Below are 23,866 nucleotides of genomic sequence, written 5' to 3'. Positions count from 1 at the left end.
GTTCTGCTGCCACCGTGCGGAGCGCGAGCCCCCGCTCTCTCGGTCGTCATCCCGGCGAAGGCCGGGATCCATACGCTCCCGGCCTCAGAATAGAGGGAGACCCGTCCCGCTTGGCCGGTGTTTATGGGCCCCGGCCTCCGCCGGGGCGACGAGCCGTTCCATGCTCGAGAGACGGTACGGCAATCTGAGAGGCTTCGGGAAAGCCTCTACAAGCGGCCTGGATGCGCTCAGCGGACCGCCGCCCTCACTTCCCGCCTGCTGCCAGCATCCAGTTCAGCGTCTCGCGCCAGTCGGTCATGCGGATCGGCGTGCCGTGGTTGCCGTTCTGGAACAGCACGAACTGGATGGGGTAGCCAGGCGACTTCTTGCGCACGCTGTCAAAGAAAGCCTGTTGCGTCTTCCAGTCGATGATCGGGTCGCGGCTGCCATGGCCGATGAAGATCGGGATTTTTCGACCGCCGGGCTTCATCGCCGCCGTCTTGAGGAAGCCCGGATCGTTGAGCGAGCCGAGCAGGATCAGGCCGGAGATCATCGAGGCCGCCTCGGGATCGCGGGCGAGCGACCAGCACAGCTTGCCGCCATAGGAACCGCAGGCGACGAAGATCGGGGCGCCCGGCGAGCGGGCGGCGTAATCCTGCATCAGCGCCTTGATCTCGGCCGTTCCGGTCGCCTCGAAGTCGCTGAAATCGGGCGACAGGTAGGCGCCCCCGGCCGCGACCGTCAGGTTCTTCACCCGGTTGAAATTGCCGCCAAACGTCCAGTCGTCGGCGCCCTGGAAGCGCGTGCCGTTCTGGCCGTGCAGATAGAGGACGATCAATTTCGCCGGGCCCTTGGTGGCGCCAGCGCCGACATATTTGAGGCTGCGGCCGCCGACCTTGTAGGTCAGGTGGTCCTCCACGCGCTTGGTCTTCAGCGAGACATACTTGCCCTGCGCCTTGCGCTCGGGGACCTCGTCGCGGCCGTTGATGTCGCGCATCTCGTCATAATCGACGACGCGGAAATCGCCATCGGCGCGAGTCTCGAGGATGGTGCCGTACTGGAACAGCGCATCCTTGTAGGGCGGCAGGCTCAAGCCGGCGGCGGAGGCTGCTGTGGCCAGGAGACAGGCCGGCAGCAGCGCGGCGAGCAGGGCGAGGCTCGCCCGGATTCCGGCAATGGCCGGCCGCTTGCCGGAATGGTGGACTGTCATGCGTCGCGTATCTCCCGTCGCGCCTTCGACCGTCGGCCAAGATGGCATCTCCGCGCCGCGTCGCCAATCCGTCGCACGGCCGGTCATTCAGGGAACGTTCAGGCGCCTCGGCCGATTGAGGGAGGGAGAATGAGGCAGGCCGGTCGTTGAAACGGCCTTGATTGGGCCTCGCCCATGCCGCTTTCCCCGGCTGATATCGGGAAAACGGCCAAGTCCATTGGCATGATTCGGTTCGACCGGCCCGCAACGGCCGGAAACGACGGGAAGGTGAATATGAAACTCTGGGGTCTGGTTGGTGCCGCGCTCGCCGGCGGTGTCGTCGTCGCGGGGGCGGCGGTCGTCACCGGCGTCGTCGATGTTCCCTACAAGCTCGAACTGCGTCCCAACACGCCGGCCGTCGCGCCCGACGAGTCGGCGCCGCCGTCTGATACGACGGACATGGACGAATATGATCAGTCGGCCGAAAGCGAGAGCCCGGCCGCGCCCGCAGCGCAGCCCGTGAAGGTCGCCGAGACGCGTCCGGCCGTCGTGCCGCCCGCGCCGCGGCCGAAGCCCGTGCAGGTCGCGCAGTCGCGGCCGCGTTCCCAGCCGGTCTCGTCGCGTCCGCGCGCCAGCCGCGCGTCGGGCGATGTCGGCTATTTCTTCGACCAGCTGCAGCCCTATGGCCGCTGGATCGAGGATGAGGATTACGGCTACGTCTTCGTGCCCAAGCGCCGCGGCGCCGGCTGGCGCCCCTATCAGGAGGGCCGCTGGACCTGGACCGACGACTACGGCTGGTACTGGGAGTCGAGCGAGCCGTTCGGCTGGGCCACCTATCACTATGGCCGCTGGGACTATAGCCCCGATTATGGCTGGTACTGGGTCCCGGGCGACACCTGGTCGCCGGCTTGGGTGACCTTCCGCGTCGGCGGCGGTGCTGTCGGCTGGGCGCCGATCGCGCCCGACCGTTCGGGCTACCAGTATGGCGCGCCGAAGCGCTACGACCCGCCGGTTTCGGAAAGCTGGGTGTTCGTCGACGACCAGTATTTCGATGATGACGATATCGGCCGCCGGGCAGCCCCCGTGCGCGATGTCGGCCGCTATCTCGGCGAGGCACGCGATGTTCGCCGGCCGCAGCTCGAGGATGGCCGTTACTTCAACGAGCCGGTTCGCCGGCGTGACCGTCCCGGCCGCGAGGTCGTCTTCGTCGATGACCAGAGCGACATCTTCGATGACGATCAGGGTGGCCGCATCGGCGTGTTCCGTCCGCGCATCGACGACCAGCGCTTCGATCGCCGGCCGGATCGCTTCGACCGCGACGTGCCGCGGGATGACCGGACTCTGATCCACCAGTATGTCGAGCCCGATCCGAAGGCGGCCATCGCCGGCGTCGTGTCGGCGGCGCTGCTCTCTGTGCTCAACCCGGAGGAGCGGCGCGACCTGCGCCGCGATCGCGACCAGCCGCAGCAGCGCGACCGCATGCAGGCCGAGATCGAGAAGCTGAGGGCCGAGAAGGCTGATCTGGTGGCGAAGCAGCGCAAGGCGGCGGAAGACCGTTCGGCCGAGATCGATGCCGCGACCCAGAAGGCCGCGCAGCAGCGCCAGGCCGAGCAGGAGCGTATCCGTCAGGAACGCGCTGCCAGGGCTGATGACGTCCTGAAGAAGGTCGAGGCCAATCCGCAGCCGGCCGAGCCGCAGGTGCCTGCCGACGGCAATCCGCCGCCGGTCAATCCGGACCAACCCCAGCGGCCGAACCGTCCGGATCGGGCCCCTGATGCGGGTCAGCCGGGTGAGCCGGCCGGCCAGCCTGGCGACGCTCCGCAGGGCGAACGTCCGCGCAAGGATCGTCCGGCCAAGCCGGCCGAGGCAGCCCCCGCTGTCGAGGCACCAGCCGCCGAGCAGCCGAAGCCGGCCGAGAAGCCTGCGCCGGAAGCGGCTCCCGCCGAGCCGGCCCAGGAACCGGTGGCCAAGCCGGAGAAGCCGCGCCGCGAGCGTCCGGCCAAGCCGGCCGACGAGCAGCCTGCGCCTGAGGCCAAGCCTGCGCCGGAAGCCAAGCCAGAGCCGAAGCCGGCAGAGAAGCCTGCGCCGGAAGCGGCACCGGCCGAGCCGGTCCAGGAGCCGGCCGCCAAGCCGGAGAAGCCGCGTCGCGAACGCCCGGCCAAGCCGGCCCAGGAAGCCGCGCCGCCCGCTGCCGAGCCGCAGCCGGAGGCACAGCCCCAGCCGGAGCCGGCGGAGCGTCCGCGCCGCCAGCGCCAGCAGGCCGAGCCCCAGGCAGAGCCGGCGGCGCCGGCCCGGACCGAGGAAGCGCCGCGCCAGCGTCGCCAGCAGCGTCAGGAGCAGCCCCAGCAGGAGCCGCAGCAGCCCCAGCAGGAGCAGCAGCGCGAGCAGCCGCAGCCGGAGCCCCAGGCCGAGCGTCCCCGCCGCCAGCGCGAGCCGCAGGCGGAGCAGCCGGCCCAGCCTGAGCCGCAGCAGCAGGAGCAGCGCCAGCCCGAGCGCCGTGAGCGTCCGCAGCGCGGTGGCGAGTGCCCCGAGGCTGCCGTCCAGCCCGACGGCAGCTGCGCCCAGTAGCGCCGCCTGCCTCGCAAACAAGAAAGCCGGCCGCGTCACCGCGGCCGGCTTTTTCATGTCTGGGTCTTTGGATCTGTGAGCCTCGCACCGGGGAGGTGCGGCGGATCAGCTTGCGTCGAAGATCCGGTCGCCCTGCTCGTCGATGATCTGCTTGCCCTTGATGACAGCGAAATCGGCTGCCGCGTCGCGGCTCGCATGCGAGTCGACGCGGACGAAGCGGTAGGACTTCTCGACGCCGTCGATCGTCTTCTCGATAAAGCCTGCGGTCTTGTACTGGCCGCCCTCGGAATAGGGGGCAGGGCGGATGTTGTAGCCCTTGTATTCGGTCGCCTCGCCCTTTGGCTCGGCAGCGTCCGAGCCGCCACCGCCGCCGAACAGCTTCTTCAGGAACGACATGGATTGCCCTTTTCGATTGGTGTCCGTGTCCGAGCCTTAGCCCGATCCGTCGCCAAGGTCGAGATCGGCGAGGCGCAGCGCGAACTCGACCGGCGCGAAGGCCGGCACGACGAGGTCCTCGGCCGTCCATGGCGTGATCGCCTGATAGCGCCCGTCGACCGGCTCGCGGTGGACATGGATCGTGCCGGTGGTCGCGTCGATAACCCAGAGCTCGCGAATGCCGAAATGCGCGTAGACCAGCGCCTTCGGGCCGAGGTCGAAGCCGAGCGAACTGTCGGAGATCTCGACGGCGAGTAGCGCGGTATCGCCATCGAGCCGGCGTATGCCGATCGCCCGCTCGAACAGCACCACGTCGGGCTCGAGATAGGTATCGAGCGCAAGGCGGAAGGTTGTTTCCGGGATGAGTTCGATCGTGTCCGGCGACACGCGATACCATTGGCGAAGGAGACGCGCCTTCAGCAGTTCGTGCCGGCTGCCCTTGGGACTCATCGGAATGAGCTCTCCCCCGATCAGCTCGACCCGTTCCTCCGCACGCAGCAGCCCGACCTCGCTCATGCGCTCGACTTCCTTCACCGTGAAGCGACGGCGGGGGAGGCCGGCATTTTCGATCAGGGTGCGGACGTTCATGGCAGGCATTCTAAAACAAAAGGGCCGCTCTCGCGAGCAGCCCTTTTGCAGGAGGTCAGGACCGGATCCCGGCGATCAGTTGTCCAGGAACGAGCGCAGCTTGCGCGACCGGCTCGGGTGCTTGAGCTTGCGCAGCGCCTTCGCCTCGATCTGACGAATGCGCTCGCGCGTCACCGAGAACTGCTGGCCGACTTCTTCCAGCGTGTGGTCGGTGTTCATGCCGATGCCGAAGCGCATGCGCAGCACGCGCTCTTCGCGCGGCGTGAGCGAGGCCAGAACCCGCGTCGTCGTCTCGCGCAGGTTCGACTGGATCGCCGCGTCGATCGGCAGGATCGCCATCTTGTCTTCGATGAAGTCGCCGAGATGCGAATCCTCCTCGTCGCCGATCGGCGTTTCGAGCGAGATCGGCTCCTTGGCGATCTTCAGGACCTTGCGGACCTTTTCGAGCGGCATGGCCAGCTTCTCGGCCAGCTCTTCCGGGGTCGGCTCGCGGCCGATCTCGTGCAGCATCTGGCGCGAGGTGCGGACGATCTTGTTGATCGTCTCGATCATGTGGACCGGGATGCGGATGGTGCGGGCCTGGTCGGCGATCGAACGGGTGATCGCCTGGCGGATCCACCAGGTCGCATAGGTCGAGAACTTGTAGCCGCGGCGGTATTCGAACTTATCGACGGCCTTCATCAGGCCGATATTGCCTTCCTGGATCAGGTCCAGGAACTGCAGGCCGCGGTTCGTATACTTCTTGGCGATCGAGATCACGAGGCGCAGGTTGGCCTCGACCATTTCCTTCTTGGCCTGGCGGGCTTCCTTCTCGCCCTTCTGCACCATGTGCACGATGCGGCGATATTCGGTGATTTCCAGGCCCGTCTCGGTGGCGAGGTTCTGGATCTCGCCGCGCAGTTCGCGGATCCGGTCCTTGCCGTTGGTGACGAAGTCCTTCCAGCCGCGGCCGCCCAGATTGGCGACGCGACGCAGCCAGTTCGGATCGAGCTCCGAGCCCTGGTATTCACGCAGGAACTCGTCGCGGCTGACCCGATAGCTCTCGGCCAGGCGCAGCAGCCGGCCCTCGGAACTGACCAGGCTCTTGTTGATCGTGTAGAGCTGCTCGACCAGCGAATCGATGCGGTTCTGGTTGAGCGAGAGCGACTTGACCTCGAGGATCAGGTCGTCCTTCAGCTTCTTGTAGCGGCGCTCCTGCGAGGGCGAGAGGGTCTCGTTCTTGAGACGGCCTTCCACCAGCTGGTCCTGCAGGCGGCGCAGCTTCTTGTAGTTTTCGGCGACGTTGTCGAAGGTCTCGACGACCTTCGGCTTCAGCTCGGCCTCCATGGCGGCGAGCGACATGTTGTTCTCGAGGTCGTCCTCGTCGTCATTGTCGTCCGTCGGGGGCGGCGTGGGCGCCTCGGCGTCCTCGTCCTCGGCGTTCTCGTTGAACGGAACGCCGCCTGGGCCTGCCATCGGGGCGTTCTTGGCCTCGGGACCGGCATAGGTCGCTTCGAGATCGATGATGTCGCGCAGCAGGATCTTGCCCTCGGCAAGTTCCTCCTTCCAGATGATGATGGCCTGGAAGGTGAGGGGGCTCTCGCAGAGCCCGGCGATCATGGTCTCGCGGCCGGCCTCGATGCGCTTGGCGATGGCGATTTCGCCTTCGCGCGACAGCAGCTCGACCGAGCCCATCTCGCGCAGGTACATGCGCACGGGATCGTCGGTACGATCGGTCGGTTCCTTGGTGGTCGTGGCGCGCGCGACGGCGGTGCCGGTCGATTCGGCAAGCTCGCCCGCTTCCTCCTCGGCGTCGGCAGCCGTCGGCTCCTCGGCTTCCTCGACCTCGTCGGCCTCGATCACATTGATGCCCATTTCGGAGAGCATCGACAGAATGTCTTCGATCTGCTCCGAACCGACCTGTTCGGACGGCAGGACGGAATTCAGCTCTTCATAGGTCACAAAGCCGCGCTTCTTGGCGACCTTGATCATCCGCTTGACGGCGGCATCCGAGAGGTCGAGAAGCGGACCGTCCTGCGGCTCGGCCTGCGCGTCCTGCGCCTCGTCGTTTTCCTGAACCTTCGTCGCCATGCTGTTCTCCGTCTTGGCAGAGGCTTCGCGCCAGACGGTTCTCGTCCGTCGCGCTCGCACACCACCGTTAAATCCTAGAGGCGGCAGGAGGATTCCCTCTTGCCGTCGGTCGCCCGACAATTAGACTTTGTTGTCTTAAGGCCCGCTTAACCTTACGCCGCCGCGCATCGATCCTACATCGACTTCTGTCGTCGGCCCGAACTTAATCCGAAGCCCTCGATCTGGGCCTCGGTGCCATCGCTGTTTGCCATCTGGTTCTGGATGTCGATCATCTGCGCCAAATTGGCGTCGCTGGGGTCGGCAGCCAGTGCCGCCTCGGCATCCTTGAGTTCCTTATGTAACGTTCGCGCCTTCCTGTGCAAGGTGAGAGCCTGCATCCAACCATCCGCTGCGTCACGATCCGACGCATCCGCCCGTGCCTGCCAGTTGCCGCACCGCTCGATCTGCTGGTCGAGTTTGTCCAGCAATTCGCCGAAGCGTGCGGATACAAGCCGGTCGCGTAACCCTCCGCCTTCTATATGAGGATCCTCGGCCGCAATCTCTAGGATTTGCGTGCGAAGGGAGTCAAGTTCGCGATTCGTCAACTCGATCTGGGCGAATTCATCCAGAAGGTCGGGGACAAGCCCCGGATGATTGGCCATGGTCATGACCAGCACCACTTCGCGCAGGGGCGCCTGCACCCGGCCGGACAGGGTCGTGGAGCGCTTCAGGCTTTCGGAAATGATCGGCGGGGGCTGCCGAATCGGTCGCGACGCGCCGCCCGCTCCGCCGTTTGGGCCGTTGCGCCGGTCGCCGCCGCCGCCATTGCCGCGCTGCTGGCGGAAGCCGTTCTTCTGGCCATAGCCGAAGAATTCGCGCGCGCGTTCGGCAAAGGCCTGCTCGTAGTGATGGCGGATGCTTTCGTCGGCGACGGTGCGGGCGATGTCGCGCAGCCGCGCCGCCAGCGCCGCGCGGCGCTCCGGCGTGTCGAAGCCGCCGCCATCCGTCTCGCGCGTCCAGACCATGTCGAAGAGCGGGCGGGCCGCGGCCAGCACCTGCGTCATCGCCTCGCGGCCGGCCGAACGGATCAGGTCGTCCGGATCCTGACCTTCGGGCAGCAAAGCGAAGCGCACCGTCTTGCCCGGCTTCAGGGCGGCCAGCGCCAGGTCGGCGGCGCGGTAGGCGGCGCGCAGGCCCGCCTTGTCGCCGTCGAAGCAGAGAATCGGTTCCGGCGTCAGCCGCCAGAGCAGGTCGAGCTGGCGCTCGGTCAGGGCCGTGCCGAGCGGGGCGACGGTGTGGCCGAAGCCAGCCGTCGCCATGGCGATGACGTCGACATAGCCCTCGACGGTGATGATCGTGCCGGCGCTCTGTACCGCTTTGCGCGCCTCGAAGCCGTTATAGAGCAGGTCGCCCTTGCGGAAGAGCACGGTCTCCGGCGAGTTGAGGTACTTCGCCTGCGCGTCGGCCGACAGCGCGCGGCCGCCAAAGGCGACGATGCGGCCGCGGAAATCGGTGATCGGGAACATGACTCGATCGCGAAACCGGTCATAGGAAACCGGGATGTCATCGCCCGAGATCAGCAGGCCGGTCGCGATCATGTCCCCATGCGGCACGCCCTTCGAGGCGAGATGCTCCTTGAGCGCATTGCGGCTCTGGCGCGCATAGCCCAGGCGGAAGCGGCGCTGGATGTCCGGGCCGAGCGCACGGCCGTTCAGGTAGCCGCGGGCGCTGGCGCCATCGCGCGACTGCAGCCCTTCCTCGAAGAAACGGCAGGCGAGCTCCATGACTTCGTGCAGCGAGGCGCGCTTGCGCTCCTCGGCCTCGGCGTGGACGTCGCGCGCCGGCATCGAAAGCCCGGCCTCGCCCGCCAGCCGCTCGACAGCTTCGGGGAAGGACAGGCCTTCGAGCTTGGTCAGGAAGGTGAAGTGATCGCCCGATTCGCCGCAGCCGAAGCAGTGGTAGCGGCCCTTGCGATCCTCGGCATGGAAGGAGGGCGACTTTTCGCCATGGAACGGGCAGCAGGCCCAGAAATCACCCTTCTGCGGCTGCGACTTGCGCCGGTCCCACGTCACCCGTTGTCCGACGATCGAGGAGATCGGCAGGCGGGCGCGGATTTCGTCGAGAAAGGAAGGCGAGAAGCGCATTGGACCCCGGACAGGCGATGACCCTCCAATTTAGGGCCTGGGACGTCGAAGGGCAAAGGCGAGCTGCAAATTATCCCGCGTCATCGCGGCGGCTTAAGGGCGCAGGCGAGGGGGCAAGGCGGAGCCATGCAATGATTCGCGATGGCCGTCGACGGTTTCCGCAACCGGCGCTAAAACCGTCTTCAACCTGTCCACGCCGGAGCGCCCGCCATGCAACGCCTGCTCGTCTTTGAATCGCTCTGGGGCATGCAGCGCCTGAAGGGCCGCGAGGCCGACTTGCCGCTCGCCGATATGGTGGCGGAAGCGGCCGCTGCCGGCTTCGACGGCGTCACCAACCTGTTCTTCACCAAGGAGCTGGCAGCGCCCCTGGCGCAGGCGGCGAGCGACAACGGCATCCAGGTCGAGGGCCAGTGCTTTCCAACCTCGATCGAAGAACTGAAGCCGGCGCTTGAACTCGCCAACCATTACGGCATCCATCATTTGACCATCCAACCGGATGTCCGCCCGCGCGCCCTGGCGGAAAGCCTGCGTATCCTCGAGGGCTGGAACCGGATGGCCGAGGATTCCGACGTGCCGGTCTATGTCGAGACGCATCGCGGCCGCATCACCAACGACCTGCTGATGACGCTCGATATCCTCGACGCCATGCCGGACCTCAAGCTGCTCGCCGACCTCTCGCATTTCATGGTCGGGCGCGAATTCCCCGAGGTGCCGGTCCCAAAGGAGATGGACGACCAGATCCGCAGGATTCTCGACAACTCCTGGGCGGCGCATGGCCGCGTCGCTTCGCCCGAGCAGGTACAGGTCGAGATATCCTTCCCGCACCACAAGCCCTATCTCGACCAGTTCCTCGCCTGGTGGGGCTATCTGTTCGAAAGCTGGAGCCGGCGCGCCGGGCCGAACGACACGCTCTCCTTCACCTGCGAGCTCGGGCCGAAGCCCTATGCGATCAGCGGCCCCGACGGCTTCGATCAATCGGACCGCTGGGCCGAGGCGCTGATGCTGAGGGATCTCGTGCGCGATCTGTGGAACAAAAATCCGGCAAAGCGCTAGGAGCCGTGGATCGATCGCTGCTAGTTTCGTTTTTCGACTGAATCGAAACATTCGAAAGCCGAACGCATGCTGCCGTCGCGCCAGACCGCCATTCTCGAAATCGCCAAGCAGCGCGGTCGCGTGCTGGTCGACGAGCTCGCGGCGCAATTCGCCGTCACGCCGCAGACGATCCGCAAGGACCTGAACGACCTCTGCGACAAGAAGCTGATGGCGCGCACCCATGGCGGCGCCATCCTCGCCTCGGGCATCGAGAATGTCGGCTACGAGGCGCGTTCGCAGATCGCGGCACGCGAAAAGACGGCGATCGCCGAGGCGGTCGCCAAACTGATCCCCAACGATGCGTCGCTGTTCATCAATATCGGCACCACGACGGAGGCGGTGGCGCAGGCGCTGCTGCAGCATCAGGGACTGATGGTGATCACCAACAACATCAACGTCGCCCACATCATGCGGCCCTATCCGCAGATCGAGGTGGTGATCGTGGGCGGCGTGGTGCGCAGTTCCGATGGCGGCATTGTCGGCGAGGCGGCGATCGACTTTATCCGCCAGTTCAAGGTCGACTACGCCATTGTCGGCACCTCGGCGATCGACGAGGACGGCTCGCTGCTCGACTATGATTTTCGCGAGGTGAAGGTGGCGCAGGCGATCATCGCCAATACGCGCCATGTCATCCTGGCGTCGGATTCGACCAAGTTCGCCCGCACCGCGCCGGTGCGGATCGGCAGCCTCAGGCAGATCCACACCTTCGTCACCGATTTCTGCCCGAGCGACAGCGTGCGCGAATTCTGCGCCGCCAACGAGGTCGAGCTGGTCGAGGCGCTGCCGGAAGCCGCCCGGTCCGAAGACTAGGCGGTCTCGACCCCTTCGTTTTTCGCATTTCGCCTATGCAATGCAAGGGCAGCGATCGACCGCGCGCGCCGCGATCTGGCGAGATCGGCCATGTTTATCAAGGCGTTGATCGGTTCGATCGTCAGCCGAGGCGTGCTGCAGGGCTTTCGTTTTATGCGCGAAGACATTCGAATTAATTTGCGTTTCCGTTTCGTCTGGCGCATAGCAACCGCATTGCAGCGGGAGGCGATGCGTCTTGGCTATGCTCGACATCTTCATCATCGGCGGCGGCGTGAACGGTTGCGGCATTGCCCGCGACGCGGTCGGGCGCGGCTTCTCCGTCGCCCTGGCCGAGATGAACGACCTCGCAAGCGGCACCTCGTCGCGCTCGACCAAGCTGGTGCATGGCGGCCTGCGCTATCTCGAGCATTACGAGTTCCGCCTGGTGCGGGAATCGTTGATGGAGCGGGAAGTGCTCTGGGCCAGCGCGCCGCACATCATCCATCCGCTGCGGTTCGTGCTGCCACATCACAAGGGCCTGCGCCCGGCCTGGCTGCTGCGGCTCGGCCTGTTCCTCTATGACCATATTGGCGGCCGCAAGCGTCTGCCCAAGACGAAGACGATCGACCTGACCCGCGATCCCGCCGGCGCGCCGCTCAAGGGCGACTATCGGCTGGGCTTCGAATATTCCGATTGCTGGGTCGACGACGCCCGCCTGGTGGCGCTGACGGCGCGCGACGCCGCCGATCGCGGCGCCCGCATCGATACGCGCACGAAGGTCACCAACGCCGAGCGCGTCGGCAATCATTGGCGCATCACGCTGCGGGACGAGCTTACCGACGAGACCCGGCAGGTCGAGGCGCGGCTGCTGATCAATGCGGCGGGCCCCTGGGTCGACCGCGTGCTGCGCGGCATGTCGGGAGCGGATACCGGCCACCATGTCCGCCTCGTGCAGGGCAGCCACATCGTCGTGCCGAAGATGTTCGAGCACGACCGCTGCTACATCTTCCAGAATGCCGATGGCCGCATCATCTTCGCCATTCCCTATGAAGATGATTTCACGCTGATCGGCACCACCGACCGAGACTATACGGGTGATCTGCAAGAAATCGAGATCTCCGACGAGGAGACGGACTATCTCTGCGCGGCGGCGAGCGAGTATTTCAAGCAAGAGGTGCGCAGGGATCAGATCGTTTGGTCCTATGCCGGCGTTCGGCCGCTCTATGACGATGGCGCCAGCAGCGCGCAGGAAGCGACGCGCGAATATGTGCTGAAGGTCGATGGCGCGGTGGACGCGCCGAAGATCATCAACGTCTTCGGCGGCAAGATCACCACCTTCCGCAAGCTCTCCGAGCATGTGCTGGAACATGTCGAGGCGGCGCTCGGCAAGCGCGGGCCGGCCTGGACGGCGGAGGCGATCCTGCCGGGCGGCGATCTGCCGGCCGGCGGCATCGAGGCCAAGATCGCCTTGCTGGTCGAACGCTACCCCGCGATTGACCGAGCGCTGATCGGGCGGCTGGTGCGCCATTACGGCACGCGGGCCCGCAGCATCCTCGGCATCGCCCGCAACGAGGCGGAGCTCGGCCGCAATTTCGGCGCCGGCCTGACCCAGGTCGAGGTCCATTATCTGATCGAGCAGGAATGGGCGCGCTCGGCCGCGGACATCGTCTGGCGGCGGAGCAAGCTGGGGCTGCGTATGAGCGCGGCCGAGATCGCGGCGCTCGACGCATACATGCGGAGCGCGCTGCAGGAGCGGATGGCGGCGGCGGCGCAGTAGCGGCGGCGATAGCGCTGGACCGCGATGGCGCGGGCTGACACACTCGGCGACGACTGATTTGAGACGCCGTTGTTCAGCCGGCGCCCGGACGCCGCAGGAGACTTTGCATGAGCGATACCAACGACTACAGCGAGATCAATGGCCGGATCGCGGCCGTGCGCGAGGAAATCCGCATCGTGACCGAGCAGGCCGCGGCCGAGTCCGGCGGCGCGGTCGAAGAGCGGCTGAGCAACCGTCTCGCCGAGTTGGAAGCGGAGCTCGAAGAATTGCAGAAGGGCTCGAAGGGCTCGGCCTGAGCCTGCCTTCGGAACTCAACCGCAAACCGGCGCAGCCCACAGGCCGCCGGTGACGATGCCGCCAACAAAAAAGCCCCGCACGATGGCGGGGCTTTTTTGTTGAAGACGCTGGCTCTATTCGGTCGAGGCGCCGGTCTCTTCTTCCTCGAAGGTCACGGCAACATCGCCATTGGCCGAAAGCCGGACGCGGTTGCCTTCGACTTCGGCGACGAGGCCGAGCGAGATATAGTGGTGGTGACCCTTGTGGGATCCGACGCCGCTATCCGTGCGGGTCAGCTTGATGCGGTCGCCCTCGACGTGATCGACCGTCCCGACATGAACACCGTCCGCGCCGATGACTTCCGCATGTTCCTTGATCTGGCTGGCAATCGACATTGGATTCTCCTGTGTTGGCAGGAGACAACGCGCTCGCCCGTCAATGGATGCACGCGCGGCGGGACGCCGGCAAGAACGCCCGCTGCGACGATGGCAACGGCGGCCTCGGGTAGACTCCGTTTGGACAACCGGCCGGAGATGCCTATTGTATTTCCGTTATCCGCTATCAATCACGAATGCGGGCCACCGGGACCTCTACATGTACGCCGTGACTGATCGAAAATATGTCTGACACCGGACCTGCGGGCATGGCCGACGGCGCTCAACACTTTCTTGCAACGGCGGCTGGCCAAGGGGCCGATCTGCGCTTCCTGTCCGGCGGGGGCGAGATGGGCGCGCGCGTGCGGGCGTTCGATTGGGCTTCCAGCCCGCTTGGCGAGCCGCAGGACTGGCCGCATTCGCTGCGCACCGTCGTGGCCCTTGTTCTGACCTCGCGTTTTCCGAAGTGCCTGGTCTGGGGCGAGGCGATGATCGCGATCTACAATGACGCCTTCGCGCCGATCCTCGGCAAGAAGCCGATGTCGATCGGCCGGTCGTTCCGCGACATCTGGAGCGAGGCCTGGCCCTCGATCGGCCCGATCGCCGACAAGGCCTTTGACGGCGAGGCGACCTTCATCGAGGATTTCCCGCTGGTCGTGAACCGCAACGGCTATCCCGAGCAGGCCTATTTCACCTTCTCCTACAGCCCGGTGCTGGGCGAGACGGGCGAAGTCGCCGGCTTCATGGACACGGTGATCGAGACGACGGGGAAGGTCGAGGCCGAACACCGGCTTCGCGTCCTCAATGCCGAACTCGGCCACCGGATGAAGAATACCCAGGCGATCGTGCAAGCCATCGCCCGCCAGACCCTGCGCGGCATGGCCGATGAGGAGGCGCTGCATGCCTTCACGCAGCGCCTGATCGCGCTCAGCTCGGCGCATGAGATCCTGCTGAAGCAGGATTGGCAGGCGGCGCCGCTCAAGGCCGTCGTCGAAGGCGTGCTGGTGCACCACCTTGAGGCCAACCGCTTCCAGCTCGACGGCCCGGATTTCCACATCGGGCCCAAGGCCGTTCTGTCGATCTCGCTGATGATGCACGAGATGGCGACGAACGCGATCAAGCACGGTTCCTTCTCGGTCCCCGACGGGCGCGTCGATATCGCCTGGACGATTGAGGGCGAAGGCGAGAATGCGGTCCTGCGGCTGCGCTGGTGCGAACGGGACGGCCCGCCCGCCGAGGCGCCGACGCGCCATGGTTTCGGCTCGCGGCTGATCGAGGGCGGCCTGACCGGCACGGGCAACACGAAGCTGCACTTCCTGCCGACCGGCCTGGTCGGCGAGTTCGAGGCCCCCGTCAACTGGATCTCCGCCGGGGCGATCTAGCTGCCGCCGGCGACGGCGGGTTTCATGTGGGCGCTTTCGATCCGCGCCGTCCTTGAGCCGCCTTGGCAGTCGTGGCGTTCACCTCCCATGGGGAGGACGCTCGCCTGTGAAAGCGGACCACGCGTTCCGGGTCGACAAGCCAGGCCAAAGGCGATACGGAAAGCCCTTGGGGGCCTATAGCTCAATGGTTAGAGCCGACCGCTCATAACGGTCTGGTTCCAGGTTCGAGTCCTGGTGGGCCCACCACTCCCCCGTTTCATCACGTCTCATACTAACTCATATCGCGTCAAAAAGTCAAGGAATGGTCAGGGTTTGGCAGCTCTGGATGTTTCTCGCAGTCTCAACTGATTTCTTGGCATCTCAGAAAATTGTCGGTATTTTGAAGGGGCAATACCGTCACCCTTTTGGGAAATACCGTCAGTGCCTCTTTCCGATGTCGCCTGCCGTAACGCCAAGCCTCTCGCGAAGGCGCAGAAGCTCGCCGATGCGGGCGGGCTGTACCTCTACGTATCCACAGCTGGCGGCAAGCTCTGGCGCTGCGATTATCGGTTTGTCGGGCAGCGTCGAACTGCCAGCTTTGGCGCCTACCCTCACGTCGGCCTGGCCGAGGCGCGCCGCCGGCGCGACGAGCTTAAGGCGCAGATTGCCGACGGCATCGACCCCGGCGCAGCCAAGAAGGCAGCGAAAAAGAACGCCAAGCTGGCCGCAGGCAACTCCTTCGAGACGATCGCCCGGGAGTGGTTCGCGCTTAAGCTCGCCGACTGGGTCGACAGCTACTCAACTCGCCTGATGAGCCGGCTCGAGGCGGATGTTTTTCCGCCTTTGGGCGCCAGGCCAATTTCAGCGATCGAGCCGCCCGAGATCCTGGATGCAGTGCGGAAGGTCGAAGGACGCGGCGCCGTGGAACTGGCGAAACGCGAGCTCCAGACCATCGGGCAAATCTTCCGGTTCGCCATCGCAAGCGGCCGGGCCACGCGTGATCCGACACGGGATCTGGTCGGCGCTCTCAAGTCGCCGGGCCGGGTCAAGCACCGACGCGCCCTTCCGATTGCTGAGCTGCCGGGCTTCCTGCGCGCGCTGGACGCCTATGATGGAGAGCCCGCAACCCGCCTCGCTCTTAAGCTCATGGTCCTGACTTTTGTCAGAACTTCGGAGCTCCGCGCCGCGCAATGGGCAGAATTCGAGGGGCTGGACGGTGCCGAGCCGCTGTGGCGCATTCCCGCCGAGCGGATGAAGATGCGCTTTGAGCATCTGGTCCCGTTGGCGCCCCAGGCGGTCACGGCGCTGACGGAGTTGCGCGAGTATTCCGGCAGAAGCGCCTTCCTGTTCCCATCGCCCGGCAAGGAAGGGTTCATGTCGAACAACACGATGCTCTTCGCAATGTACCGGATGGGCTATCACGGGCGAGCGACGGTCCACGGCTTCCGCGGCGTGGCCTCGACCTGGCTCAACGAGACGGGCTATTCGACGGATTGGATTGAGCGTCAGCTCGCCCATGACGAGCGTAACGAGGTCCGTGGCGCCTACAACAGCGCCCAGTATCTAGCCGGCCGGCGAGCGATGATGGCCGTTTGGTCTGAACAAATATCGAACTTTGCGGCAACCGTAGATCAAACTCAGGGCTAGTCAGGATTGCCAGATTGCCCCGCCTCTCGGGGCCGAGCGCTGGGAAGGTCCGAGCGGTATCCGGATCTTTGATCCCCGTTCGTGGCGACGCCAGCGAGGGCCCGGGCCCAGGATCTTAGCGGCCCGCCGCAAAGCTGTGCCGGCAGGCCGCTGATTCTGTTTAGCAGGGCTGGTTGGACGTGCAGGCAATAGCCGCGATGCGCTGCAGCTGCGCGCCCTTGGACAGGACCGGCCGTTCGTAAATCTTCTTCATGATGTTGCCCCTCAGGCGTTGTTGACGCTGCGTTCTCTGCCACCACACCCGTCTCCTGTCGATTGCAAGCCGGCAACACCACACCGGAAATCTCAGCCCGCGACGCCCGCAATTCGGGAGGAAGCTTAGCCATTTGGACGGGCTATGGCCGACGCGCCCGCCGGCTCTGTTGCGGCACAGCCGACGGGCGCGTCTCCGCAACTACCTGGCCGGGGGCGGGCAAAGCTGCGCGGTTCCCGAAAAAGGCCTCAAAGCCGATTGGACAGTCAATGTCACTCGCTGGCACCTGGGCGATCCTGGCGCCTAAATAGAGAACCCGCCGGCTGGTTGGCAGGCGGCGGATTCAGGCATGCTGTAAGGGCGCAAGCTCATAGCCCCATTTCAGTTAGTCGGCCTTATTGAAAAGGTCCCGACCTAGGGATCAATGATGATCTCGCCGCTGATGGTCACAGCAGCTGCGATCTTCTGCAACAGCGCCGATTTGTCGACCGTCGGCTTCTCATAGGTCTTCTTCATGGCGATGTCCCCGTGGTGTGGTTGACGTCTCCACTGTCGCAGAGTCGAAACAGTTCTGTCTAGATTTAGTGCGGGTGGTCGCTGGAGCCGAAGATGTGAATTGCCGGCTTGAGAGACAATTCAACCAACATGCCATAGGCACGCCCGCACCAACTAACCCGCAGACGACCGGCCGGTTCCAGGCTCGGTTCAGTCGAACCGGCCGATTCCACCAGGGATGCTCAAGTGTATCTCCCAGCCCTCGGCCATCGCCGTTTCGATCACGGCAATAGCGCCTTGCAGCGCTGCTTCTTTAGTCAGGTAGACGACATCGTTCGCGTCGCGGTGTTCGACGATCCATCCCTCACCCTTAGGAGCAAGGGCAATTGTCAACTTTTCCATCGGGCGGTCCTCATATGGCACTCAAGGTGCGGGCGGTCCGCCTAAGCCCTTCGAACGGCCGGCCTGAGGTCGAGGCAGACCGGTCTGCTGAACCAGCACGCCCGCATCCTTCCAATTCGCTTGATCGACAGTCTGTTCCGAACTAACGCCCGAGCGGCTTTGGGAAGGCCAGCGGGCGCCAGTCTGGGGCGCGGCCAAGACCTGTTACGCCCCCGGTAGCCGACCGACGCCCTTGTGATCACAGCGGCCTCGATCGCCGACCCAAGCCCATCAAGGAACTGGACGAAGAGATGCGCGGGCTAGGCGCTGCGTTCCGAGCCTGCGTCGCAACCCTCGAGGATATACGCGACCTGATGCGCGACGCTGCCGACGAAGCGGAAATGGAGCGTCGCGCGGAGGAAAAGGCGGAAGTGAAGTTGCAGCGGATCTTGAAGCGGCTGCCGAGGCGGGCGGGATAGGCACTCACTGAAGTTTCCGAAATCTAGGTGCAATGACCGCACACTACACAGCTCATAATGGTTGTGATCGCGCACCGCGAACGCGCATAGCTCGACTTTTTCCATTTGTCTCGTATCTTGCATTGAAGAGGCGAGGGGAAAAAATTGATCACCGTTGACTTGCGAGCGGCCGTCGTTCCGCAGACCACTAAGGTTTGGCGTCTTTTCCCAGGAAGTGATTATCGCTTTCTGAAGACGTTTTTGGATGAGGGGGTTGGCTTCCTCGATCTTACAGCATTCATTTTGCCCTCTCCTCCGCTGGCAGCTTCACGCGAGTTGCTCGGGAGAATACTTGCGTCCTCGCGCACTAAAGAAATGATAGCGACGTCGGGTTCGGATGTTGATCCCATCGTAGACTGGCAGCAATTCTCCCGAGCCAGGAGAACGGCGAACCGCGGGCGGATCGAACAGGCAGTTGTAAACTTCTACAGCGTCGCTCAATCAGGCGACTATGTCATCGTTCCTTCGACCCTAAGCGATCGAACTGTCTATATTGGTATATTTGAGGGTTTGGGCATCCGCGAGGCTCGTGTGGGAAAATACGGTCCCCATGCCATTCCATCTCGTTCTGTACGCTGGGTCGCTGACATTGATGAGGGAAGATCTCGTCTGATCTTGCGCGATCCCTTCGTCACCAACATCCCTTTTCGCTTATCGAGAGAAGCCGCTTTATAGAAGTATTTGCCATTGCGAATAGTAGTTACGTATACGGCGATCAGATCGTCTCAACGATTGACGATTTGAAAGACGACTTTCTTGATTCCGACTCTGCGCTTATTGGCGTTATTTCAAAACTAGCCGCATCAGCCAGCGCCTCCTTGGCAAAAGGTACTCCCCTTAGCGTGTCTACGCTGAGCGCTCTTTTTGATGAAGTTCCAATCGAGTTTACCTGCTCACAAGAATCGGACATTCACTCGGTAGGATTCACGCGGTTAATAAGCGCTTCGATTACTCCTCTTATCGTTGTATCTGTCCTAGCATGCCTACTTTCTGCAGACATGACTAAGTCGATGGCCGAGGTCAAGGAGTCGATTACTCAGGTAAATATAACCAACTCTATATCCAAGGACGATCCGTGTGTTGCTCCAGTGAGCGAGGCCACGAATATAATCTTGAAAAGTCTGGACGTCGAGGCCATATACGGCCTATGTCGAGCTGCCCATGAGGCAAGGAAGCGTGCGGGATTAGATCCCTCCGCGAAAAGTGTGGAACGTTAAGCGGGCGGAGAGTGCAATGGCTTGGAATAGCTGGCGGAATTGGCTCGCGCCTCTCTCTGGCGTTTTGAGCGTTTTGGTATCTGCTGGTGTCAGTTATTGGGTGGCTGTCGCGACTATCTCGCCCATACAGGATCGCCAGATGCGCATCGACAAGCTTGATGAGCTTGCCACTTCCTCTAATCAGTTGTTGGGATTGGGTGCGCAGGTAGTTGTGCGGCTGGCTAGTGAGCAGGGTTTCGACGACTTGAAAGGTCGGATTAACGAGGCGTCCGCAAATCAGAGCGCATACGTCGCGGAACTACCCACGATTTTCGGAAGATCGGTAGGAGAAGATGTGGAATCTTATCAGATGGCGCTCGGCGACTTTATCAAGTCGACCAATGCCATGAAGGGACCGCAAGACTTTAAGCGATGGTCTGTCAGTTTTGACGGAGTAGTCAATGCGACCGACAGACTTAAGAGAGAGATACGGTCGACTATAGGCGTCGCCGCCCCTATAGACTCGAATTGAGTCTTTACTAAAAACTAATCCTAAGCGTACCAGTTTTAACTGGTGAATCGTGTCGTTTATTTGGATAATCTGGCAATGATGGGGCCGCTGCCGGGACCTTGCGACGTCGCCCCAGCCGTAGCCGCCATGGACGCCAGCATAAAAGCCAGTCCAATTGAACGACTCGGCGGCAGCAGCGACAGGAGCCGGCTCTTGGGTCAGATCGGCAGCGAAAGCCGAAGAGCTCATGAGAACTGCCAAGACGGCAGCTGAAAGAACGCGCATGGTAACCCCAAAATGCGTATGCGATTGAATGCATACGTTACGTAGGGGATTCGCCGCTGTAGCGTCAGAGCAACACTTAGCTGGGTTGTAAAGCGCTATACCACACTACTTTGGTCCGTCTCGACGTCTGCCCAATTCCCGGCGGGGCCTTGCGGATGGCGGGTTAGGAATACGGAAGTCGGGTTATCGGGAGCTAGTACCTGGGGCGCGCTTGGCGTATCTAATCCATTCTAGCATGGGCACGATAATCTGATCAAAATGGGCTCGATCGTCATGGCTGAGAACGGTGGCGCCGTCATGCGCTACCCTAAGAAGTATTGCTTCTTCTCGGCTACCGGCCTGAATCTCGCCATGCTGTATGAGCAGATGCGCCGTGTCTAACAAGAAAAGTCGCCTCAAAATCACCTGCCCCTGGCTCGGCTGCATATCGGCTGTCGTGCGACCGCGCGCCCTTGCAGATTCAACGCCGCATTTTGTGTTTCGCTGCAGGGATTCCCGCTCGCAGGTCTGCCGACACCCGCCGGACCGAACCTGCTGAGAGGAGCTTCGATGGCCGCTGCTTTCCGGACCGGTAGCAGCCCGATATGCAATGCTCTAGGACGAGGCAGACACCCAAGTCAGCCAGATCGATTTGTCCGAATAGCGTTCCAGATAAGGGATATGCGGCCGTTGTCATGGAAAGATTTTGGTGTAGAAACGAGCGATCGGGCTAGGGGAAGCTGTAGGACGATCCGGTCACAAACGCTCCTCGATTCCCACTAAGGGAACAGGGTGAGCATTTTCTGTCTAATCGCGGTAAGGAATGAGGAAGGGTATCTGCCCGGCTTCCTTCGTCACATTCGCGACCATGTGGACGGCATCGTTGCGCTCGACGATTGCTCGAGCGACAGCACACCCGAAATCCTGCATCGCGAAACACGCGTCGTCTCCCTCCTGCGCGAGATCAGCGCTGGCGCGCCGCATGCTAACGAAGCCAGCAATCGATACCGACTGCTGACAGAGGCGGCGCGACTGGGCGCGCGTTGGGTTCTCTGTGCGGACGCCGACGAACGCTTTGAGGATTCTTTCCTGCGGCGTTTGAAGGCCGAGGCGAGGCATGGCGATGAGACAGGCCGCCATCTTCGGCTAGTTCGGATCGTCAACCTCTGGAATGGCCCTGACCAGTTCCGGGCCGACGGCCGGTGCGGCCCGCGTTGGACTGTTCGCATGTTCAGGGTCCCACCGAACATCAGCCAGCGGAAATCGGCCATGCACCGGCCATGGTTCCCTCCGGAACTCGACGCGGCGCCGCAGGCGCGCATGAACGCCTATCTCTATCATCTGAGCATGATGGATCGCCGCGACCGGGAGATGCGCTACGAGAAATTCCGGGCGATTGATCCTCGCAACGAGCATCAGGCGATCGGCTACCAGCACCTCATCGACGAACGAAACCTGACCCTGAAGCCTGTCCGACCTTGGCGGCGCTATACCGATCTCGATACCGGCACACCGAGGGGGCGGGCCGCCATGCCAGCAGGAGCTACCGGGGCATCGGCGCTGCCGGACAGGGCGCTGTTTGATGAAAGCCTCTATCTAACCCTTAACCCCGACGTTCGACGGGCCGTTGCGAAGGGCGACCTCAAAAGCGGCTGGCATCATTTCGAGCGATATGGCGCGCGCGAGGGCCGCAACTGGCGCTCGAGGCCTAGTTTCACCGGGCTCGATTTCGGGGCGATCTTCCAAGGCTGGCGCGAGGCGAAGTCATGACAGTGCTCCCGTGCCATTCGCTCCCGTCACGCCTTTTTGCAAAGCTTGCCGTTCCGTGAAACCTAGGAATCTTGTGGTTCTCCATCTGGAGAGCATTGCCTGGAGAACGCTCCAGTCGTTTCCGGAGGCGTTCCCCAATCTCAACCGATTCATGCCGCAATCGCGGGTCCACCGGTCCTACTTCTCGTCAGCAACATCGACCCAGATGGTCCTCGCCTATCTTTTTCATGGCAATGACTGCGAGATGGACACGGCCCTCGGCATCGCCAAGCCCGCTGCCAACAATCCAAGCCTGTTCTCGACACTCCGCAGGGCGGGATATCGAACCGAATTTCTCGGTGTCAGCATGCAGCCGGGCAAGAAGATGCTACCGCTTCTCGCCGAGACGCTTCCGCCCGTTTGGACGACCAACGATTTCGGTGCGCTGCTGCAGAAGGTCGACGAGGCGACCGACGCAGATCGTTTCGCAATCTATGTCTGGAACCTGGTGACGCATGTTGAGCATGCAATGGCGCTGGGGCCGTATGCCCAAGGGCTCGACGATCTCATCGGTGGCGCCTGTGCGGTGGCCGACCACGCGCTCGGCGGGATGCTAGACCTGCTGGAACGGAAGTCGCTGTTGGGGGATACGACAATCGTCATTTTTGGGGACCATGGCGACGACTACTGGTCCCATGGCTTCAAGAGCGGGCTGCTGCACGGCGTCGAGCCACACACCGAGATCGTGCACTGCCCGCTGATGATCCGCGACGCATCCCTGACCCCCGGCAATGACCATGGCCTCGCCAGCACAATCGACCTCGCCGCCACCTGCTTCGATCTTCTCGGCGTCACACCGGAGTTGCCGTTTGCAGGATCTGGCAAGAGCCTCGCTTCTGCGCCGCGGCGGCAATTCGCTTTCTCGCAGAACTTTACCGCCAATCAGCCCGATGCGTTAAAAATGGACATCCGCAAGGCTTTCTCTGTCCATGACGGCTCACACACCTTGATGGTGAGTTCGCGCGGGCTTGAGATGTTCAATCACCGGCTCGATCCCGGTAATCACTGCAATCTCCTGCATTTCTTCGATCTCGAACGTGATGGCAGCCTGACGTTCCGAGACGTGAGCGGCGCCCACCAGCATTTTTCCAGGGCTGTCGGCGCCATGCTGGAGCGGGACGATACGGTCCGCAGGGATTTCAAGCGCCTGTGCGCTGCGCTGCGCCACTGGTTGGCCGGCAAGCAGGACTATATCGCCGCTCGCGCGCCGCGTGTCGTGAACCCGCTTGATCCCGCCTGCTTCGACAGGATCAACCGGCACGGCGAGGAGTCGTTCTTCGCCGGGGGCCGGGATGGTCGCCGAGGGCGCGGCAGAGCCATCAGGCGGTCTCTAAGTAGGCTTCTGCGTTACCTGTTTCGACGGAGTGACCATGTCCGGGTTTGATCGGCGGCGCGACGCCGCCCAGGCCTTGATCCAGGCCGCCGGCAGCGGATCGCGCCTCGGCCTCGGGCCCAAGGCGTTCGTTCGCCTCGATGGCGAGACCTTGTTGGAACGCTCGGTCGCGCTCTTCCGCGACCTCGTCGAGAGCATCGTGATCGCTGTTCCCGCCGCAGATCTCAGCCGCGCACGCTCGCTGGTCAGCGGTCCCGGTGTCTCGCTGATCGCCGGCGGCGCGACGCGCAGCGAGACGACCCGCAAGCTGATCGGCGAAGCGACGGCGCCATGGCTGATCCTGCATGACGTCGTGCATCCTTTCGTGACAGTTGCCTCCGTATCTCTGCTGATCGAGGCCGCCAAGACGCAGGGGGCTGCAGCCCCCGGCATCGTCAACACGGAATACCTTTACCGGCTCGATGGCGAGATCATGCATGCGCCAGGTGGTGTACTGATAGGCCAGAAGCCTATCGTCTTCTCTGCGGAAGCAGTGCGCCAGGCTTACAGCACGCTAGATGCGGCGGATGTGTCGCAGGATCCGAGCCTGCTCGAAGTGCTTGAAGTCGCGGGTATCCGTACGACCTTCGTCGAGGGCAGCCCGCGCAACATCAAGATCACCAGCCCCGCGGATCTCGAGCTGGCAGAGGCCATGGTCGCGTTGGAGAAGAGCCGGACGGGTCGCTGAAAGCGAAAGCAACAGCTGGCGCCGCACCGGGTGTAGCACAAAGTAAGACGTGCCACCGCCCGATCCGGCCACCGGAAGCGGTGATCCGAACCAAGCTTACCAAACCGGTTC

Annotated in this window: 19 protein-coding genes and 1 tRNA gene; 13 read left to right on the top strand and 7 right to left on the bottom strand. The window is 63.5% G+C overall.

Annotated features, from left to right (window positions below):
• Positions 1–244: 244 nt before the first annotated feature.
• Complete coding sequence (locus tag ACHMWQ_RS20525; RefSeq protein WP_396308887.1) at positions 245–1,189, bottom strand: alpha/beta hydrolase; 945 nt, start codon at positions 1,187–1,189, stop codon at positions 245–247.
• A 273-nt stretch (positions 1,190–1,462) separates the two neighbouring features.
• Between ACHMWQ_RS20525 and ACHMWQ_RS20520 the strand changes: the two genes are divergently transcribed.
• Complete coding sequence (locus ACHMWQ_RS20520; RefSeq protein ID WP_396308886.1) at positions 1,463–3,736, top strand: DUF6600 domain-containing protein; 2,274 nt, start codon at positions 1,463–1,465, stop codon at positions 3,734–3,736.
• A 105-nt stretch (positions 3,737–3,841) separates the two neighbouring features.
• Here the strand turns inward: ACHMWQ_RS20520 and ACHMWQ_RS20515 are convergent, their stop codons facing one another.
• The 4 genes from ACHMWQ_RS20515 to dnaG form a co-directional block, all read right to left on the bottom strand.
• Positions 3,842–4,132 (bottom strand): HlyU family transcriptional regulator, encoded by a 291-nt coding sequence (locus ACHMWQ_RS20515; protein WP_396308885.1) that lies wholly within the window; start codon positions 4,130–4,132, stop codon positions 3,842–3,844.
• Positions 4,133–4,168: 36 nt separating this feature from the next.
• Positions 4,169–4,759 (bottom strand): Uma2 family endonuclease, encoded by a 591-nt coding sequence (locus tag ACHMWQ_RS20510; protein ID WP_396308884.1) that lies wholly within the window; start codon positions 4,757–4,759, stop codon positions 4,169–4,171.
• A gap of 75 nt (positions 4,760–4,834) precedes the next feature.
• Positions 4,835–6,829, bottom strand: a complete 1,995-nt coding sequence (gene rpoD / locus ACHMWQ_RS20505) for an RNA polymerase sigma factor RpoD (RefSeq protein WP_354550551.1) — start codon at positions 6,827–6,829, stop codon at positions 4,835–4,837.
• A gap of 173 nt (positions 6,830–7,002) precedes the next feature.
• On the bottom strand, positions 7,003–8,952 hold the full coding sequence (dnaG, locus tag ACHMWQ_RS20500) for a DNA primase (RefSeq protein ID WP_396308883.1): 1,950 nt from the start codon (positions 8,950–8,952) through the stop codon (positions 7,003–7,005).
• Positions 8,953–9,162: 210 nt separating this feature from the next.
• On the opposite strand from dnaG, the gene ACHMWQ_RS20495 reads away from it, so the two are divergent.
• From ACHMWQ_RS20495 to ACHMWQ_RS20480, 4 genes are all read left to right on the top strand, one after another.
• A complete protein-coding gene (locus tag ACHMWQ_RS20495) occupies positions 9,163–10,005 on the top strand; it encodes a sugar phosphate isomerase/epimerase family protein (protein WP_396308882.1) in 843 nt (280 codons plus the stop codon).
• A gap of 66 nt (positions 10,006–10,071) precedes the next feature.
• Positions 10,072–10,854: a DeoR family transcriptional regulator gene (locus tag ACHMWQ_RS20490; RefSeq protein ID WP_354550545.1), complete on the top strand. Its 783-nt coding sequence runs from the start codon at positions 10,072–10,074 to the stop codon at positions 10,852–10,854.
• Positions 10,855–11,095: 241 nt separating this feature from the next.
• The gene (gene glpD / locus ACHMWQ_RS20485) at positions 11,096–12,610 is read left to right on the top strand and encodes a glycerol-3-phosphate dehydrogenase (protein ID WP_396309498.1); all 1,515 of its coding nucleotides are present in this window, start codon (positions 11,096–11,098) and stop codon (positions 12,608–12,610) included.
• A 107-nt stretch (positions 12,611–12,717) separates the two neighbouring features.
• The gene (locus ACHMWQ_RS20480; protein ID WP_396308881.1) at positions 12,718–12,906 is read left to right on the top strand and encodes a hypothetical protein; all 189 of its coding nucleotides are present in this window, start codon (positions 12,718–12,720) and stop codon (positions 12,904–12,906) included.
• A gap of 114 nt (positions 12,907–13,020) precedes the next feature.
• Here ACHMWQ_RS20480 and ACHMWQ_RS20475 read toward each other — a convergent pair whose 3' ends face one another.
• Positions 13,021–13,281 carry a DUF2171 domain-containing protein gene (locus ACHMWQ_RS20475; RefSeq protein ID WP_354550540.1) on the bottom strand — a complete coding sequence of 87 codons (261 nt, stop codon included), beginning with the start codon at positions 13,279–13,281 and terminating at the stop codon, positions 13,021–13,023.
• Positions 13,282–13,529: 248 nt separating this feature from the next.
• Between ACHMWQ_RS20475 and ACHMWQ_RS20470 the strand changes: the two genes are divergently transcribed.
• The 3 genes from ACHMWQ_RS20470 to ACHMWQ_RS20460 all read left to right on the top strand — a co-directional run bounded on the left by ACHMWQ_RS20470 (position 13,530) and on the right by ACHMWQ_RS20460 (position 16,268).
• A complete protein-coding gene (locus ACHMWQ_RS20470; RefSeq protein WP_396308880.1) occupies positions 13,530–14,642 on the top strand; it encodes an HWE histidine kinase domain-containing protein in 1,113 nt (370 codons plus the stop codon).
• A gap of 170 nt (positions 14,643–14,812) precedes the next feature.
• Positions 14,813–14,888, top strand: a tRNA-Ile gene (locus ACHMWQ_RS20465).
• A gap of 174 nt (positions 14,889–15,062) precedes the next feature.
• Positions 15,063–16,268: a tyrosine-type recombinase/integrase gene (locus tag ACHMWQ_RS20460; RefSeq protein WP_396308879.1), complete on the top strand. Its 1,206-nt coding sequence runs from the start codon at positions 15,063–15,065 to the stop codon at positions 16,266–16,268.
• 958 nt (positions 16,269–17,226) lie between these two features.
• On the opposite strand, the gene ACHMWQ_RS20455 is transcribed toward ACHMWQ_RS20460, so the two are convergent.
• Positions 17,227–17,418 (bottom strand): hypothetical protein, encoded by a 192-nt coding sequence (locus ACHMWQ_RS20455; protein ID WP_396308878.1) that lies wholly within the window; start codon positions 17,416–17,418, stop codon positions 17,227–17,229.
• A 602-nt stretch (positions 17,419–18,020) separates the two neighbouring features.
• Here ACHMWQ_RS20455 and ACHMWQ_RS20450 point away from each other — a divergent pair.
• The 5 genes from ACHMWQ_RS20450 to ACHMWQ_RS20430 all read left to right on the top strand — a co-directional run bounded on the left by ACHMWQ_RS20450 (position 18,021) and on the right by ACHMWQ_RS20430 (position 23,755).
• On the top strand, positions 18,021–18,590 hold the full coding sequence (locus tag ACHMWQ_RS20450) for a hypothetical protein (RefSeq protein WP_396308877.1): 570 nt from the start codon (positions 18,021–18,023) through the stop codon (positions 18,588–18,590).
• Positions 18,591–19,271: 681 nt separating this feature from the next.
• Entirely contained in the window at positions 19,272–19,643 is a 372-nt protein-coding gene (locus tag ACHMWQ_RS20445) for a hypothetical protein (protein ID WP_396308876.1), read from the top strand.
• Between the two features lie 1,035 nt (positions 19,644–20,678).
• On the top strand, positions 20,679–21,656 hold the full coding sequence (locus ACHMWQ_RS20440) for a glycosyltransferase family 2 protein (RefSeq protein ID WP_396308875.1): 978 nt from the start codon (positions 20,679–20,681) through the stop codon (positions 21,654–21,656).
• 73 nt (positions 21,657–21,729) lie between these two features.
• Complete coding sequence (locus ACHMWQ_RS20435; RefSeq protein ID WP_396308874.1) at positions 21,730–23,079, top strand: sulfatase-like hydrolase/transferase; 1,350 nt, start codon at positions 21,730–21,732, stop codon at positions 23,077–23,079.
• 25 nt (positions 23,080–23,104) lie between these two features.
• Positions 23,105–23,755 carry a 2-C-methyl-D-erythritol 4-phosphate cytidylyltransferase gene (locus tag ACHMWQ_RS20430; protein WP_396308873.1) on the top strand — a complete coding sequence of 217 codons (651 nt, stop codon included), beginning with the start codon at positions 23,105–23,107 and terminating at the stop codon, positions 23,753–23,755.
• Positions 23,756–23,866 lie beyond the last annotated feature (111 nt).

Source organism: Kaistia sp. UC242_56 (assembly GCF_044452255.1).
GTDB classification, from domain to species: Bacteria; Pseudomonadota; Alphaproteobacteria; order Rhizobiales; family Kaistiaceae; genus Kaistia; species Kaistia defluvii_A.
Note: the sequence above shows the minus strand (reverse complement) of the source record. Positions and strands in the feature narration are given on the sequence as shown.